Source organism: Paraciimarium castrense LEGE 11436 (assembly GCF_056633055.1).
On the sequence record NZ_JBSJOW010000009.1, the window covers coordinates 1 to 14,678 of the forward strand.

Here is a 14,678-nt window from a genome sequence, read left to right on the forward strand (position 1 = left end):
GAAGCCCCCTGAGAAAATAGGTCGATGCCAGGTAAAACTTTTTGTGCTCTGCTCTCATGTTCACTAAGGCCGCCCTCGGGCGGCTTTTTTGTGCCCATTCTGTGCCTATGGACTCCTTGATCCAGATACCGGTTTCAGTGGGTGAATTGATCGATAAGCTCACGATCCTTGAGTTGAAGTGCAGGCACTTTGAGGCTGAGGCCCTTGAACACGTCCGGATCGAGTATCAACTTCTGAACGCTGTGCTCGCCGCAGCACCGCTTGTTGTGCCCGAAGACCTGCAGCAACAGCTACAGGCGGTCAACGCTCAGTTGTGGGAGGCGGAAGACGGCATTCGTGCCAAGGAGCGTGCCCAGGACTTCGGCGCCTCCTTCGTGGAACTGGCCCGCAGCATCTACCGCATCAACGACCGCCGTTCCGCCATCAAGCGAGCGATCAATCTTGCCTGCGGCAGCCCCCTGATCGAAGAAAAGCACTACGCACTTCCTCCGCGACCGGGCGAGGCTCGCCCTACTTCGCCTCCATCCAGTTCGGGCCACACCCCGTCTCCACCAGCAGCGGAACGCTGAGTGTCATGGCCTGCTCCATGGTGTGGCGGGTGAGTTCCAGCACCGCCTCAGCGGCCTCGGGGGCTGCTTCCAGCACCAGCTCATCGTGCACCTGCAGGAGCAGCCTGGCCGGCAGGCCTTCGTGCTCAAGACGCGCCTGCAGCTGCACCATGGCCAGTTTGATGATGTCGGCGCTGGAGCCCTGGATTGGAGCGTTGGCCGCAGCTCGCAGCTGCTGGGCTTCAAGACCGCCGCGGCGAGCCAGTTCCAGGTCCAGACTCAGCGGGTCTTTCCCCAGGTAACGGCCCAGGCCGCCAGGATCAAAGACGAAGGGCCGCCGCCGCCCCAGGATCGTCTCCACATAGCCGCGGCTGAGGGCCAGCCGTTCCTGCAGCTCCAGGAAGGCAAACACCTTGGGGTAGCGCTGCCGGTAGCGGCTGAGGAAGTCCTTTGCTGCAGTCTGGCTCACTCCGGTTTCCCGGGCAAAGCGCTGGGCTCCCATCCCGTAGATCACACCGAAGTTGATCGTTTTGCCCAGGCGTCGCTCCTCGCTGGTCACCTTCTCCTTCTCCAGCAGCAGCCTTGCCGTCAGGGCGTGCACGTCGTCGCCGTTGCGGTAGGCCTCCACCAGAACCTCTTCGCCACAGAGATGGGTGAGGATGCGCAGCTCGATCTGGGAGTAGTCGGCGCTGATCAGCGTCCAGCCCTCCTGGGGCAGGAAGGCCTTACGGATCCGCCGTGAGAATTCCGTGCGGATGGGGATGTTCTGCAGGTTGGGATGGCTGCTGCTGAGACGGCCCGTGGCGGTCACTGCCTGATTGAAGTCCGTGTGCACCCTGCCGGTTTCAGGCTCCACCAGGCTGGGCAGGGCGTCCACATAGGTGCTCTTGAGTTTGCTCAGCACGCGGTGCTCCAGCACCAGCGGCACCACCGCATGGTCGTCCTCCAGCTTTTCGAGCACGTTGGCGTCGGTGCTCCAGCCTGTCTTGGTGCGCCGCGACTTCTTGCGCTCCAGCCCCAGGGTGTCGAACAGCAGCTCCCCCAACTGCTTGGGGCTGGCCAGATTGAAATCCACCCCCGCTGCGGCCCTGGCTTCGGCCTCCAGCCGCTCCAGGGTGCTGCCCAGGGTGCCGCCAAGTTCCTGAAGGTAGGCCGTGTCAATGCGGATGCCCGTGGCCTCCATCTGGGCCAGCACCGGCTCCAGGGGCAGCTCCAGCTGATCCAGTAGTGCCGGCAGGGCCGGCCCCATCGCCTCGAGGTCTCGCCGCAGCAGCGGCGCCAGCCGCCGCGTCACGTGCACGTCCATGCCGCAGTAGAGGGCGGCGGCCTCGATCGCAACAGCCGCGAAGCTGGCGCCCTTGGGCACCAGCTCCCCGTAACTGGTGGGTGTGAAGCCGAGATTGCGCTGCGCCAACACCTCCAGGCCGTGCTTGGCGTTGGCATCGCGCAGGTAATCCGCCAGCAGGGTGTCCATCACCACCCCCCGCAGCTCCAGGCCGTGGCGCAGCAGGATCAGCCGGTCGTACTTGGCGTTCTGCAGCGCTTTGGGGTGTACGGCGCTGGCCAGCCAGGCAGCCAGGGCGGTGAGCACCTGATCGAGAGCAAGCTGGACAGGCGGCGGCGGCGGCGGGCTCAGCAGGTCGTCAGCGATGGCGGCCTGGTGGCCGATCGGGATGTAGGCCAGCTCGCTGGGGCCTTCCCCCCAGGCCACGCCGATGCCCACCAGCTCGGCCTGGAAAGGATTCAGCGCCGTGGTCTCGGTGTCGAGGGCCACGGGGTTCTTGGGATCGCTGCAGCCCTGGAGGCGCTCCACCAATTCCGCCAGCCCTTCAGAGGTGGTGATCAACTGGGGTGACAAAACAGGCGGTTCGTTCTGCTGCCTGTCATGGGGCTTGGAATCCGCTGATGGGGATCCCGCCTGCTGCGATCCCGACTGCTGGGATCCTGGCGGCTGCGGGTCGGGACGCTGAGCTTCGGACTGTTTCCCCCGGGGCCCAGCTTGCGCTGTCTTGGCTTTGGTCGTTCGAGCTGAATCTGCAGCACCGGCTACCTGGCTGCTCCCTTCTGTCCCTGCGGGCTGCTCCAACGAGAACAGCGCCGCAAAGCCGTCCACCTGCCTGGCCAGGCTGTGCAGCTCCAGCTCCTCCAGGCTGGTGCGCAGAGCCTCGCTGTCCACGGCCCCAAGCCGTAGCCGCGGGGGCTGGGGCAGGGGGATGTCCACCAGGATTTCGGCCAGCATGCGCGAGAGGTAGGCCTTCTCGCGACCGTCCTGCATGCGGCCGATCAGGGCCCCCTTCAGCACCCCCTTGGGATCCTTCGCCTTGGCGCCGGCCTGCTCCAGCTCCGCCAGGGCCTCGTAGATCCCATCGAGGTGCTGGTAGGCCGCCAGCAGGTTGATGGCGGTCTTGGGACCCACACCCTTGACGCCGGGGATGTTGTCGCTGCTGTCGCCGGTGAGGGCCTTGAGGTCCACAACCTCCTCCGGCGCCACGCCCAGCTTCGCCACCACGCCCTCGCGGCGCACTTCCAGGGGCCCGGAGTTCCTGGCATAGGGGCCGCCGCCCATGTAAAGCACGGCGATGTCGCGGCTGTCATCCACCAGCTGAAACAGATCGCGATCGCCCGAGAGGATGCGCACCCGCCAGCCCTCGTTGGCCGCCTGGTTGGCCAGGGTGCCCAGCACGTCGTCGGCTTCGTAGCCCGGGGCCATGCACAGGGGGATGTCCAGGCTCTCCTGCAGGATCGTCTGCAGGTTGGCGAGATCCTGGAAGAAGGCTTCCGGGGCCTCATCCCGATGGGCCTTGTAGGTCTCGTCGGCCTGATGGCGGAAAGTGGGTTCCGCCGTGTCGAAAGCCACCACCAGCCCCTGGGGCTGCAGGCCCTTGCAGTGGTCGAGCAGGGCCTTGAGGAAGCCGTAGGTCACTGAGGTGGGCACCCCCTCGCGGGTGCTCAGGCCGCCATCGCCACCCTTGGTCAGGGCGTAGTAGCTGCGAAAGGCCAACGAGTGGCCATCGATCAACAGCAGCAGCGGCCTGGCGCTGTCGGGTTCTGCTGCTGCCACGCCTGTCCTGATCGTTCAGGGCCCCAGCCTGCCACCCGCCCCCCGCTGGGCCATCCTGGGCAGACGCCTTGCCGGTGAACCACCCCTGCCATGTCTCGCATCCCCCGGCGCTATGCCGTTCACCTCCACCTCAGCGGCGGTCAGACCCAGACGGTGATGTTCCAGAGCCTGGAGGGCTTTCAGGAGTGGTACCGGGGGCTGCTGACCGCAGCGGCCCCCGACACCTTCGTGAACGTGCCGATCTCCGAGCTCGACGGGGAATACCTGGTGGTGCGCCCATCAGCGGTGATCGGAATCCATGTCGAGCCACGGTTCAGTGCTGCTGATGATGCATGACCCCTGAGCGACTGGGCCTGCTCTGGGGCGTCACGGTGTTCTCCGGCGCCGTGGCCCAAGCTCTGGCCTGGCTCACGGGCCTGCCTGGGGTGGTGCTGCTGCTCAGCTCAGGGCTGCTGATCGGTCGGGCCGGTCTGGGCCTGGTCGAACCGCTCGATCTGGGCGACGGCCTCGAGACCGTGGTGGGCCTGTTCGTGAGCCTGGTGCTCTTCGATGGTGGCCTCAACCTGCGCCTCCCGCCCGACGGCACCAGGCAGGCGGTGCTGCGCATCGTGGGGGTGCGCCTGGTGCTGGCCCTGGTGGGCGGCCTGGTTGTGGGCCATGGGCTCGCTGGACTCGACTGGCCTCTGGCGGGGGTGTTCAGTGCCATCGTGCTGGCCACTGGTCCCACCGTGGTGACCCCCCTGGTGCGACAGATCGGCTTGCGGCCGCCCCTTGGCGAAGTGCTGGAGGGGGAAGGGCTGGTGCTGGAGCCGATCGGTGCCGTGCTTGCCCTCTTGCTCCTGGAGCTGGTGCTAGGCAACCTCCATGGCTGGCGCGAGCTGGCCACGGGCCTCCTGCTGCGCCTGGGGGGCGGGGTGGGCCTGGGGGCTGCTTGTGGCTGGCTGCTGGCGGAAGTGTTGCGGCGCCTGCCGGTGGAGCCGCGTACCGATCCGCTGAGGCTGCAGCTCACCCTCGGCACCCTCTTCCTGATGTTCACCGGGGCCGAGCAGGTGCTGGCGGAGTCGGGGCTGCCGGCCGCGGTGGCCGCCGGGATGGTGGTGGGGCGTCGACTTGAGAGCGACGCCGCCAAGCTCGATGCCCTGATCCGCCAGCTGGCTCAGTTGGCGATCACGATGCTGTTTCCGCTGCTGGCCGCCGACGTGAGCTTTGCCCAGCTGAGTCCGCTCGGCTGGGGCGGTGTGGCCTGTGTGCTCTGCCTGATGCTGGTGTTGCGCCCCCTGGCGATCGCCCTGGCCACCTGGGGTATGGGCTTCAGCCTGGCCCAGCAGACCGTGCTCAGCTGGCTGGCGCCCCGGGGGATCGTGACCGCCGCTGTAGCCAGCCTGTTCGCCATCCGCCTGGAGCAGGCGGGGGTGGTGGGGGCGGGCCGGCTGCAGGGCCTGGTGTTCCTAACGATCCTGCTCACGGTGGGGCTGCAGGGCCTGAGCGCAGGTCCCCTGGTGAGCTGGCTAGGCCTCAATCAACCGCCGGGCGAACAGCCCGAGGCCGCCAGCACCTCCTCAGAGGCCGCGGCTGATGCGCAGACGATCCTCCCCGCTGCGGTGGAGCAACAGCCAGGTGGCCACTAGATCGGGACCCTGCAGGCTGCCCAGCAGCACGGCCCGCAGGCTCTTCATCAGCACCCCTTTCTTGACGCCGGCGTCCTTCGCGGCCGCCGTGAGCAGTGCTTGGGCCTGATCGGCCTCCAGGGCTTCATCCGGCAGCAGCTGGACCAGGGCCTTGAGGCTCTGCCTGGCACCAGGTACCTCCAGCTGCCGGTTGGCGGCCTCCGTCAGCGGCGGCTGGCTGAAGAAGGGCTCGGCTTGCTCGACGCCGTCCTGGAGCAGGGTGAGGCAGGGGCCGATCAGGGCGCAGAGCTGGCATTGCCAGTGGGGGTCGGCCTGGGCCTGGGCGGCCTGGCCACTTCCCGGCTCAGGCCAGCCCCGAGCGGCCCACAGGGGCAGCAGCTGCTGCCGCAGACTCTCCGGCCCCAGCTCGTGCAGCACCTGGCCATTGAGCCAGTTGAGTTTGTCCCAGTCGAACCGGGCCCCGGCCCGGTTCACCCGCTCGAAGTCGAACACCCCGGCCGCCTCCTCCAGGCTGAAGCGCTCGCCCATGCCCTCGGGCGGCGACCAGCCCAGCAGCGTCATGTAATTGGCCAGGGCCGCCGCCGTGTAGCCCATGGCCTGGAAGTCGCTGATCGAGGTCACGCCGTCGCGCTTCGAGAGCTTCTTGCCGGCCTGGTTGAGGATCAGGGGGGTGTGGGCGAACACGGGGGGCTCCAGGCCCAGGGCCTCGTAGAGCAGCAGCTGTTTGGCGGTGTTGGCGATGTGGTCTTCGCCGCGGATCACGTGACTGATCGCCATGAAGGCATCGTCCACCACCACCACCAGGTTGTAGAGGGGGTCGCCGATGCGATCGGCCGGGGCGCGGCGGGCGATCACCATGTCGCCGCCCAGGTCTGAACCGGCCCAGCGCATCGCCCCGCGCACCAGGTCGTGCCAGCTGATGCTGCGGGCGTCGTCGATGCGAAAGCGGATCACCGGCTCGCGCCCCTCAGCGATGAAGGCCTGCTGCTGCTCGGGCGTGAGCGAGCGGTGGCGGTTGTCGTAGCGGGGGGCCTGCTTGCTGGCCGCCTGCAGCTCCCGCATGGCGGTGAGCTCGGCCTCGCTGGCGTAGCAGCGGTAGGCCTGGCCGGAGTCAAGCAGCTGCTGGATGGCCGCCTGGTGGGCCCCCAGACGCTGGCTCTGGATCACCGGCTCGCCGTCCCAGTCGAGGCCCAGCCAGCCCAGGCCCTCGAGGATGTTGGCGGTGAATTCGGGGCGACTGCGCTCGCGGTCGGTGTCCTCGATGCGAAGCAGGAAACGGCCGCCGTGGCGCTGGGCAAACAGCCAGTTGAACACCGCCGTGCGGGCCGTGCCGATGTGCAGGGTGCCGGTGGGGCTGGGGGCGAGTCGAACGCGCACCGCGCCGGCTGAAGTCACCTGGTGCACTCCATCGAAACCACCTGCCGGAGCACGGCCAGTGGAGGGAAACGGGACTGACGGGATTCGAACCCGCAACTTCCGCCGTGACAGGGCGGTGCTCTAACCGGTTGAACTACAGTCCCAGACGGGTCATGGACCCAGGCGGGCCATCGGGTGGGCTGACCCTTGAATCGGTCGCGGTGGCTTGATGGGCGGAAGAGGCCAAAGGCCCAAGCGCTCAGGCCTGCTCTCGACCTCGGAAGTATCTGTGATCGCTGGCCCCAACGTCAACTGTTGAGGGGAGCCCGAGGCGGACCAGCAACAGCGTGCCGGTCCATGGCTGTGGGGCAGCGCGCCAGGATCAGGGACGGAAGCCGGCTGGCTCGATCAGGCGCACCTGATTGCCGCGGGCCGTGAATTCCCGGCCCTGATCACTCTGTACAACCACCCGGCCTCCGGATTTGACCCGGATCACCCGAGCTCGAACCCAGCCCAGAGCGGCAGACTCGAGCACCTTGACCACATCACCGGGTTGTAGATCCAACTCCATGTCCGGAACCATGAAACAGCAGGTGGGGACATCGAACGCGCCGTGGAGGACTTGAACCCCCGACATCAGGTTTTGGAGACCTGCGTTCTACCAACTGAACTAACGGCGCAGGGCCGATGTCCCCAGTGAGACATTGACGAAACCGACCGGACCCTCCTTGCGGAGGATCCTTCAGCGGTCGAAGCGTTGCTTGACCCTGGTGGCTTTCCCCACCCGATCGCGCAGGTAGAAAAGCTTCGCCCGGCGCACCTTACCGCGCCGCTCCACGGTCACGGAAGCCACCTGGGGGCTGTGCAGGAGGAAGATCCGCTCCACGCCCACGCCCTGGAAAATGCGCCGTACCGTGATTGTTGCGTGCAGGCCGCCGTGGCGCTTGGCGATCACCACGCCCTCGTAGGGCTGAACCCGTTCCTTGTTGCCCTCGCGGATGCGCACGCCAACCTTGACGGTGTCGCCCACGTAGATCTCGGGCAGGTCGCTCTTGAGCTGCTCGTTCTCGAAGGCCTGCATCAGGGCATAGGCACTGAGCTTGCCCGTGGTGACCTGAGGGGCTGCCTCTGTTGTCACGCTCTCTCCATCGAGACTGGTCTCGTCATCAATGTGCTGGTCCTTCGTGTCCTCAACCGCCATCTCAACTCCGCGTCGCCTGGCCAAACCACCAGTGTACGGGCTGGGGTCACCCCCCCTTGCGGTTCAGCTGCCGCTGCAGCCGCTGCACGGCCATGGCGGCACCGCTCAGCAGCATCCACAACAGCCCCAGGCCATTGAACAGCACGTAGAGGGTCTCGCCGTTGGATCCGAACCACTGCTTCAGCCACTCCCCCTCGTGCAACACCATCAGCAGATGGGCCTGGTCGCGACCCAGACCGGCCCAGTCGCGCAACAGCCGGTAGGACACCCCGGTGGACACCGTGACCAGCAGCGGCAGCAGCACCAGCGGCGCCACGGCGGCATGGGCCTGGCGCAGGCGCAGCAGCAGGGGCACTGAGGGCCTGGGCTGGGCTGGCTTCGCCTGGGAGTCTTCCGCCTGGGACGGTGTCACGCTGAACCGGTGCGTAGGGCGCTTGGGGGCTGGCTGGACGGTGGGTCGCAGGCCTGCCGGCAACGGACCCATGATGGAACCGCCGTTGCGGCTGGGGCCGGATCCCTATCGAGGCCCGGGTCCGCCAGAATCAGCTGTAACCGTGCCCGCCCACCGCCGATCCGAATGAATCTGTTTGCCGATCTGCTGGCCAGCACCCGCGCCACCACCGCCCCCTCGCCCCTGGTTCAGGCCGGGCCGCGCATCCAGAAGACCCGCCGCGGCGTGGAGGTGAAATCGGCGCGGGAAATCGCCACCATGCGCAAGGCCAGCCGCATCGTGGCCACCGTGCTGCGCGAGATCATGGCGATGGCCGCTCCCGGCATGACCACCGCTGATCTCGATGCCCATGCCGAGAGCCGCATCCGGGCCATGGGTGCCGTGCCCAGCTTCAAGGGCTACCACGGCTTTCCGGCCAGCATCTGCGCCTCGATCAACAACGAGGTGGTGCATGGCATCCCCAGCGCCAAAAGGGTGATCAAGGCCGGCGACCTGCTCAAGGTGGACACGGGCGCCTACTTCGAGGGCTACCACGGCGACAGCTGCGTCACGCTCTGCGTGGGAGACGAGACCCCCGAACCGGCGCGGCGCCTCGCCCGGGTGGCCCAGGAGTCGTTGATGCAGGGCCTGTCCTGCATCAAGGCCGGCAACACCCTGCTCGATATCGCCGGCGCCGTGCAGGACCACGTGGAGGCCCACGGCTATGCGGTGGTGGAGGACTACACCGGCCACGGCGTCGGCCGCAACCTGCACGAGGAGCCCTCGGTGTTCAACTTCCGCACCCGCGATCTGCCCAACATGACCCTGCGGGCCGGCATGACCCTGGCGGTGGAGCCGATCCTCAACGCCGGCAGCAAGACCTGCCGCACCCTCAAGGACCGCTGGACCGTGGTGACCGTGGACGGCAGCCTCTCGGCCCAGTGGGAGCACACGATCGTGGTGACCTCCGATGGCTGCGAGATCCTCACTGACCGCGACTTCTGAGCCTCAGGGCCTGCCCTGGGGGCTGGTGAAGGCCCGGAAGTAGAGCCAGCGCCCCAGGGCCGAGAGCGGCATCACCACGTAGGTGAACGGGTTGGGGGTGACGATGATCAGGCCCCAGTTCAGTTCGGCCTGCCGCATTACCAGGGCCGCCACCAGATCGGGCGGCATCACGCCAATGGGGTTGAGGGCAGAGCGGAAGGGGCCCAACACCAGTCGCCGCAGCCGCAGCTGGTTCCCCAGCTCCAGCGACCGCAGGCTCAAGAGTTGGCCCATCAGGCGCTTGCTGATCTCATAGAGCGGGCTCAGGGCCGGCTGCACTTCCGCCTCCGAGGTGTTGACCCAAACCTCCGGACGCGGCCGATCCCCGGCCCCACCAGACCGCTCACGCGCAGCTGCGGCCGCGGCAAAGAGCTCCAGCAGGCGCCAGCTGCTGAGCGCATTCACCTCCAGGGAGCTGGCCACCGCCTGTTCGGAGCGGGAACCGTGCACATTGATGCCGTGGTTGAGCACCAACACGTCCAGGTCCTGGAGCAGGGGACCCAGCTTCTCCTCCTCCCCCACCTGCCAGCGCACCTGCTGCAGCTGGATCGGCAAGCCGTCGTCGTCGTGCAGGTCCAGCGGGGCCGGCCCGGAGCTGAGGGCGATCAGGCGTGCACCACGGCGGTGCCACTGTCGCAAGAGCGCCCGGCCCAGGGCTCCACTTGCACCGGTGATCGCCACCGTGGGGGCCTGGCGGCGGGAAGCGGCAGGGGCCATCAGGGCGCGACCATGGGGATCAGAACTCTGCAGGTGAGCGCTTGGCCACACCGTACGGGGCTGGGCCAGCTGCCGGGGCGGCCGGGGCGTTCGGCACCAGGACCCACCCTAGATTGACACCACCGGCAGCCCTCGGCGAGGCAGATCTATGGCCCCCACCTTGCTGATCGGCTCCTGTGAACCGTTCAGTGGCAAGTCGGCCGTGGTGCTGGGCCTGGCTCGGCGCCTGCGCCGCCAGGGTCTGGGGGTGCACTTCGGCAAGCCCCTGGCCACCACCCTCGATGGCGAGGACCTCCCCCCCGCCGGTGAACCCCTGCTGGATGCGGATGTGCGCTTTGTGGGGGCCACCCTCGGCCTGGAGGCCCATCAGCTGATTCCCTCCCTGGATGCCCTGGAGCCCTCCGTGGCGCGCCAGCGACTGCTGGCCGCAGACCTCGATCCCGGCGCGGGCTTCGCCCAGCTGAGGCAACGGCTGGCTCAGGACTTCGACGGCGTGGCCCTGCTGGAGGCCGCCGGCAGCCTGCACGAAGGATTGCTGTATGGGCTCAGCCTTCCTCAGCTGGCCCAGGGCCTGGATGCCCCGGTTCTGCTGGTGCAGCCCTGGAACGACAGCCGCAGCGTGGATTCCCTGCTGGAGGCCAAGGCCCGCCTCGGCGACCACCTGCTGGGCGTGGTGCTGAATGCCGTGGACCCCGCCATGGTGCCCCAGCTCGGCCAGGACATCGTGCCCGCCCTCGAACAGCTCGGCCTGCCGGTGCTCGCGGTGATGCCCCGCAGTCCGCTGCTGCGCAGCGTCACCGTGGAGGAGCTGGCCCGCCGCCTCGGCGCCCAGGTGCTCTGCTGCCGGGATCGCCTTGATCTGCTGGTGGAGACCCTCTCGATCGGCGCCATGAACGTGAATTCGGCGATGGAGTTCTTCCGCCGCCGCCGCAACATGGCCGTGGTCACAGGTGCGGACCGCACCGACATCCAGCTGGCCGCCCTGGAGGCCTCCACCCAGTGCCTGATCCTCACCGGCGCCGGCGACCCGCTGCCCCAGTTGCTGACCCGAGCTGAGGAGCTGGACGTGCCCCTGCTCAAGGTGGAGCACGACACCCTCACCACCGTGGAAGTGATCGAGCGTGCCTTTGGCCACGTGCGGCTGCATGAGGCGGTCAAGGCCACCTATGCGGTGCGCCTTGTGGAGGAACACTTCGATTTCGAGCGTCTTTTCACTCGCCTACGCTTGCCCGCAATGGTCCAATAACGCTGCTAGTTTCTTGGCGCAGCCTGCGATCTTGCGGTGACCCGGTCCCTGGATCTTCCTTCCATCGAACGGATCGACACCCTGGCTCAGGAGCTCGCCATGCTCCAGGACACCAGCAAGCGCAGGATCGCCATCCTGGGCAGCCGCCATGTGCCGGTGGTGTCAATCCATCTCGTCGAAGTCATGGCGCGCTCCCTGGCCCAGGAGGGTCACAATCTGATCACCTCCGGGGCCCAGGGGGTCAACGCCGCGGTGATTCGGAGCGTTCTTGAAATCGATCCCTCCCGTCTCACCGTGCTGCTGCCCCAGAGCCTGGACCGCCAGCCCACTGAATCGCGCGAGCAGCTCGATCGGGTGTTGCATCTGATCGAGAAGCCCGAGCACGACGATCTGCCTCTGCCGATGGCCAGCAGCCTCTGCAATCAGGACATCATCACCCGCTGTGATCAGCTGATCTGCTACGCCTTCCATGACAGCGAGACGCTGCTGGCCAGCGTGCGGGTGGCCGAGGACATGGGCAAGGTGGTGAGCCTGCTCTACTTCGACTGATCCTGATCAGCTGATCCGCATCAGCCGACCAGGGCGAGCATGGCCCTGAGCCCGGCCACGTAGAGGATGCCGCTGCAGACCACTCCGGCGGCCCAGCACAGCCCGCGCAGCGGGGGCAGGTTGCCGATGTAGGCCCCCAGGTAGGCCAGACGCAGGGCCGGATGCAGCCAGGCCGCCGCCACCACCGCCGGGCCCGTGGCCCCCGCCACCAGGCAGAGCAGAACGGCGGGTGCATGCAGGGTGAAGGCTTCGAAGCTGTTCTGGTGGGCCCAGCTGGCGCGCTTGCCCCAGGCCGGCAGCCGCTCAAACATGGCGCGCGGCGCCTGCAGGTCGTCAAGGCTGAAATCGGCCTGGGAGCGGGCTGCCCCCAGGGGCACCGTGCTCAGCACCACCACGGCCCCGGCCAGTGCCAGGGACCAGGCCAGGGGGGCAGCGGCGGCGGTGACTCTCATGGTGACCGGGGATCGCGTGGTGGTTGCGCCTGCATGATCGCAGCCGCCTGGGCCAGGATCAGGCCACGCCCCGGCACCCCATGACATCCTCCGCCCCTGTTGCCTCGCCCGCGTCAGCGGCGGTGCCGCCCAACTGGATTGACAACCGCCATCCCCTCGGCCGCCTGATTGCCCTGCTGCTGGCGGTGGAGCCCCTGCGGCGCCTGATGTTTCTGCAGGCGCGCCAGCTGATCATCCGCACCGCCGAAGGTCGCGGCATCGCCTGGCGGGCCCGGCGGCAGGAGCTGCAGCGGCAAGCCGAGCCCCTGCTGGAGGCGAGCCGCAGCCCCCACACCCTGACTCCCGCTTACTACCGGGCCCGCTTTCACGCCTACCAGCAGGGCAACCTCTGCTGGCAGGCCGCCTGTGAGGCGGAGCAGGCCACCGACGCCATGGCCCTGCGGGTCTGGCCCGATGAAGCACTTACTCCACCCCAAGCTCAGCAGCGCCTGCGGCAGGCGATCTTCGCGGCGATCGAACCCAGCCTCCAGGGCCGTCCGGTGCGGGATGCCCTGGACCTGGGCTGCTCGGTGGGGGTGGGAACCCTGGCCCTCAAGCACTGGCTGGAGCAACGCCAGCAGGTCCCGGTGAGGGTGCAGGGGGTCGATCTCTCGCCCGAGATGCTGGCCGTGGCCAGGGTGCGCGATGCCGGCCAGGAGATCCACACCTGGCGCCATGCGGCCGCCGAGGCCACGGGCCTGCCGGACGCCTGCATGGATCTGATCACGCTGCAGTTCGTGTGCCATGAACTGCCTGCCGCCGCCACCAGGGCCGTGCTGGCCGAGGCCGCCCGGCTGCTGAGGCCGTCGGGGGTGATCGCCCTGGTCGACCAGGACCCGGGCTCGGCGGTGATCCGCCGGCTGCCCGCCCCGATCGCCACCCTGCTCAAAAGCACCGAGCCCTACCTGGAGGACTACTTCCGCCTTGATCTGCCGGGAGCCCTGGCGGAGGCGGGCTTCCAGGCGGTGCGGGGCCAGGCCTGCGACCCCAGGCATCGGGTGCTGGTGGCCGTGCGCTGAGCGCCAGGGCTGGACGGTGTCGCTGGGGGAACTGCGCCAGGGTGGTTTTCTACGCTGCTTGCGGCACCGCGCGCTCCCCCTGACCCATGGCTGACACCTATTCCTTCGATGTGGTCTCGGATTTCGACCGCCAGGAACTGGTGAACACCCTCGACCAGGTGCGCCGGGATGTGGGCCAGCGCTACGACCTCAAGGACTCGGCCACCGAGATCGCCCTGGAGGAGACCAGCCTCACCATCACCACGGCCACGGACATGACTCTGCAGGCGGTGGAGGACGTGCTGCGCCAGAAGGCCACCAAGCGCAACCTCTCGCTCAAGATCTTCGACTTCCAGACCCCGGAGGCCGTGGGTGGCAACCGGGTCAAGCAGGAGGTGAAGTTGCGCAAGGGCCTCAGCAAGGAGCTGGCCAAGGATCTCAGCAAGGTGGTGCGCGACAACCTCAAGAAAGTGTCCGTGGCGATCCAGGGCGAGAGCCTGCGGGTCACCGCCAAGAGCAAGGACGATCTCCAGGCGGCGATCCAGCTGCTCAGGGACCAGGAGGTGGAGGTGCCGCTGCAGTTCGAGAACTACCGCTGAGGAGCCACCAGCTGGGGTGCCAATTGTTGTGCTGGCCTAGGCAAGGGTGGACGTGTCCTGTCGCACTTGTTATCGCCAATCTTCAATGTATTAAGCCTTTTGGTTGCTACCGCAGTTGTCAAGTCGATTCCGATTCGACCTGTGCCATGTCCTGCATTTCAGCTCAGACCATCTGAACTGACGGTCCCCAAACTGTCCGCAATAGCCCCCGCGGGCCCCCGCCCTGATTTGTTACGGTGCTGAGGCTTGATGAGTTTTGGCGATGAGTGAATGGAAGGTTCGGAATCTCCCCTCCTGGATGGGTCGGCGCGGCTCCAAGAACGGGTCCAAGCTGAACCTGACTGGTAACAGCACCTGGGCTGGTCAACCGGTGGTGGCCAGGGTGAAGATCAATGCCAGGGGCAAAGGCGATGGCATCACCAACCGTGTGGTGATCAACCGGGCCATGGCCGCCGGCTGGTCGTACAACGGCAATGGCGACCGTGACAAGGTGATCTTTGGCGATCAGGCCGGTGCGATCACCAAGCGCACCAACAGTGTGATCAACTTCGGCAACGACAAGGTGCGGGACACCTTTGTGTTCACCAACACCACCCGTACTCACGGCCCCTTCAATCACATGCAGCGCTATGTGATCCGCAACTTCGGCCGCGAGGATGTCGTGCGTCTCCGCAATGTGGGCCGCACCTTCCGCTTCCGGGATCTGCGAAGCTTCGGCAACGGCGTTTACGGGTTCAACGGTGTGCCCCTAGACAAGCTCCGCGTCTCCCTGGCCTCAGGCCTCGACTGAGGCAGCTCTGCTTAGCCTGA

Annotated in this window: 16 protein-coding genes and 2 tRNA genes; 9 read left to right on the top strand and 9 right to left on the bottom strand. The window is 67.4% G+C overall.

All coding sequences use genetic code 11. From position 1 onward, the window contains the following. The first annotated feature begins 107 nt into the window (after positions 1 to 107). Positions 108 to 569, top strand: coding sequence for a DUF6165 family protein (locus ACWJIO_RS12650; protein ID WP_480313938.1), 462 nt, complete (start codon positions 108 to 110; stop codon positions 567 to 569). Here the strand turns inward: ACWJIO_RS12650 and polA are convergent. Then, positions 511 to 3,609, bottom strand: a complete 3,099-nt coding sequence (polA, locus tag ACWJIO_RS12655) for a DNA polymerase I (protein WP_480313940.1) — start codon at positions 3,607 to 3,609, stop codon at positions 511 to 513. The genes ACWJIO_RS12650 and polA overlap by 59 nt on opposite strands. A gap of 90 nt (positions 3,610 to 3,699) precedes the next feature. On the opposite strand from polA, the gene ACWJIO_RS12660 reads away from it, so the two are divergent. Together ACWJIO_RS12660 and ACWJIO_RS12665 are read left to right on the top strand one after the other, a co-directional pair. Continuing rightward, positions 3,700 to 3,945, top strand: a complete 246-nt coding sequence (locus ACWJIO_RS12660; protein WP_480313942.1) for a hypothetical protein — start codon at positions 3,700 to 3,702, stop codon at positions 3,943 to 3,945. Continuing rightward, a complete protein-coding gene (locus tag ACWJIO_RS12665; protein ID WP_480313944.1) occupies positions 3,942 to 5,237 on the top strand; it encodes a cation:proton antiporter in 1,296 nt (431 codons plus the stop codon). Before ACWJIO_RS12660 ends, ACWJIO_RS12665 begins: the two co-directional genes overlap by 4 nt. Here the strand turns inward: ACWJIO_RS12665 and gltX are convergent. The 6 genes from gltX to ACWJIO_RS12695 all read right to left on the bottom strand — a co-directional run bounded on the left by gltX (position 5,169) and on the right by ACWJIO_RS12695 (position 8,149). Next, on the bottom strand, positions 5,169 to 6,632 hold the full coding sequence (gene gltX / locus ACWJIO_RS12670) for a glutamate--tRNA ligase (RefSeq protein ID WP_480313946.1): 1,464 nt from the start codon (positions 6,630 to 6,632) through the stop codon (positions 5,169 to 5,171). The genes ACWJIO_RS12665 and gltX overlap by 69 nt on opposite strands. Before the next feature lie 51 nt (positions 6,633 to 6,683). Then, positions 6,684 to 6,757, bottom strand: a tRNA-Asp gene (locus ACWJIO_RS12675). A gap of 218 nt (positions 6,758 to 6,975) precedes the next feature. Next, positions 6,976 to 7,164, bottom strand: a complete 189-nt coding sequence (locus ACWJIO_RS12680; protein ID WP_006043540.1) for an SH3 domain-containing protein — start codon at positions 7,162 to 7,164, stop codon at positions 6,976 to 6,978. Positions 7,165 to 7,200: 36 nt separating this feature from the next. Next, positions 7,201 to 7,273: transfer RNA gene (locus tag ACWJIO_RS12685), tRNA-Trp, on the bottom strand. 62 nt (positions 7,274 to 7,335) lie between these two features. After that, the gene (gene rplS / locus ACWJIO_RS12690) at positions 7,336 to 7,674 is read right to left on the bottom strand and encodes a 50S ribosomal protein L19 (protein ID WP_480314160.1); all 339 of its coding nucleotides are present in this window, start codon (positions 7,672 to 7,674) and stop codon (positions 7,336 to 7,338) included. A 166-nt stretch (positions 7,675 to 7,840) separates the two neighbouring features. Continuing rightward, entirely contained in the window at positions 7,841 to 8,149 is a 309-nt protein-coding gene (locus ACWJIO_RS12695; protein ID WP_480314162.1) for a peptidase, read from the bottom strand. A 222-nt stretch (positions 8,150 to 8,371) separates the two neighbouring features. On the opposite strand from ACWJIO_RS12695, the gene map reads away from it, so the two are divergent. After that, the gene (map, locus tag ACWJIO_RS12700; protein WP_480313948.1) at positions 8,372 to 9,229 is read left to right on the top strand and encodes a type I methionyl aminopeptidase; all 858 of its coding nucleotides are present in this window, start codon (positions 8,372 to 8,374) and stop codon (positions 9,227 to 9,229) included. Between the two features lie 3 nt (positions 9,230 to 9,232). Here the strand turns inward: map and ACWJIO_RS12705 are convergent, their stop codons facing one another. Continuing rightward, complete coding sequence (locus ACWJIO_RS12705) at positions 9,233 to 9,985, bottom strand: NAD-dependent epimerase/dehydratase family protein (protein WP_480313950.1); 753 nt, start codon at positions 9,983 to 9,985, stop codon at positions 9,233 to 9,235. A 148-nt stretch (positions 9,986 to 10,133) separates the two neighbouring features. Between ACWJIO_RS12705 and ACWJIO_RS12710 the strand changes: the two genes are divergently transcribed. After that, a complete protein-coding gene (locus ACWJIO_RS12710) occupies positions 10,134 to 11,231 on the top strand; it encodes a phosphotransacetylase family protein (protein WP_480313952.1) in 1,098 nt (365 codons plus the stop codon). A 36-nt stretch (positions 11,232 to 11,267) separates the two neighbouring features. After that, positions 11,268 to 11,780 (top strand): DNA-processing protein DprA, encoded by a 513-nt coding sequence (locus tag ACWJIO_RS12715; RefSeq protein WP_480313954.1) that lies wholly within the window; start codon positions 11,268 to 11,270, stop codon positions 11,778 to 11,780. Between the two features lie 20 nt (positions 11,781 to 11,800). Here ACWJIO_RS12715 and ACWJIO_RS12720 read toward each other — a convergent pair whose 3' ends face one another. After that, entirely contained in the window at positions 11,801 to 12,232 is a 432-nt protein-coding gene (locus tag ACWJIO_RS12720) for an MAPEG family protein (protein WP_480313956.1), read from the bottom strand. Between the two features lie 80 nt (positions 12,233 to 12,312). Between ACWJIO_RS12720 and ACWJIO_RS12725 the strand changes: the two genes are divergently transcribed. From ACWJIO_RS12725 to ACWJIO_RS12735, 3 genes are all read left to right on the top strand, one after another. Further along, positions 12,313 to 13,290 carry a class I SAM-dependent methyltransferase gene (locus tag ACWJIO_RS12725; protein ID WP_480313958.1) on the top strand — a complete coding sequence of 326 codons (978 nt, stop codon included), beginning with the start codon at positions 12,313 to 12,315 and terminating at the stop codon, positions 13,288 to 13,290. Positions 13,291 to 13,376: 86 nt separating this feature from the next. Next, positions 13,377 to 13,868, top strand: coding sequence for a YajQ family cyclic di-GMP-binding protein (locus tag ACWJIO_RS12730; protein WP_480313960.1), 492 nt, complete (start codon positions 13,377 to 13,379; stop codon positions 13,866 to 13,868). Between the two features lie 373 nt (positions 13,869 to 14,241). After that, complete coding sequence (locus ACWJIO_RS12735; protein ID WP_480313962.1) at positions 14,242 to 14,658, top strand: hypothetical protein; 417 nt, start codon at positions 14,242 to 14,244, stop codon at positions 14,656 to 14,658. Positions 14,659 to 14,678: the final 20 nt, after the last annotated feature.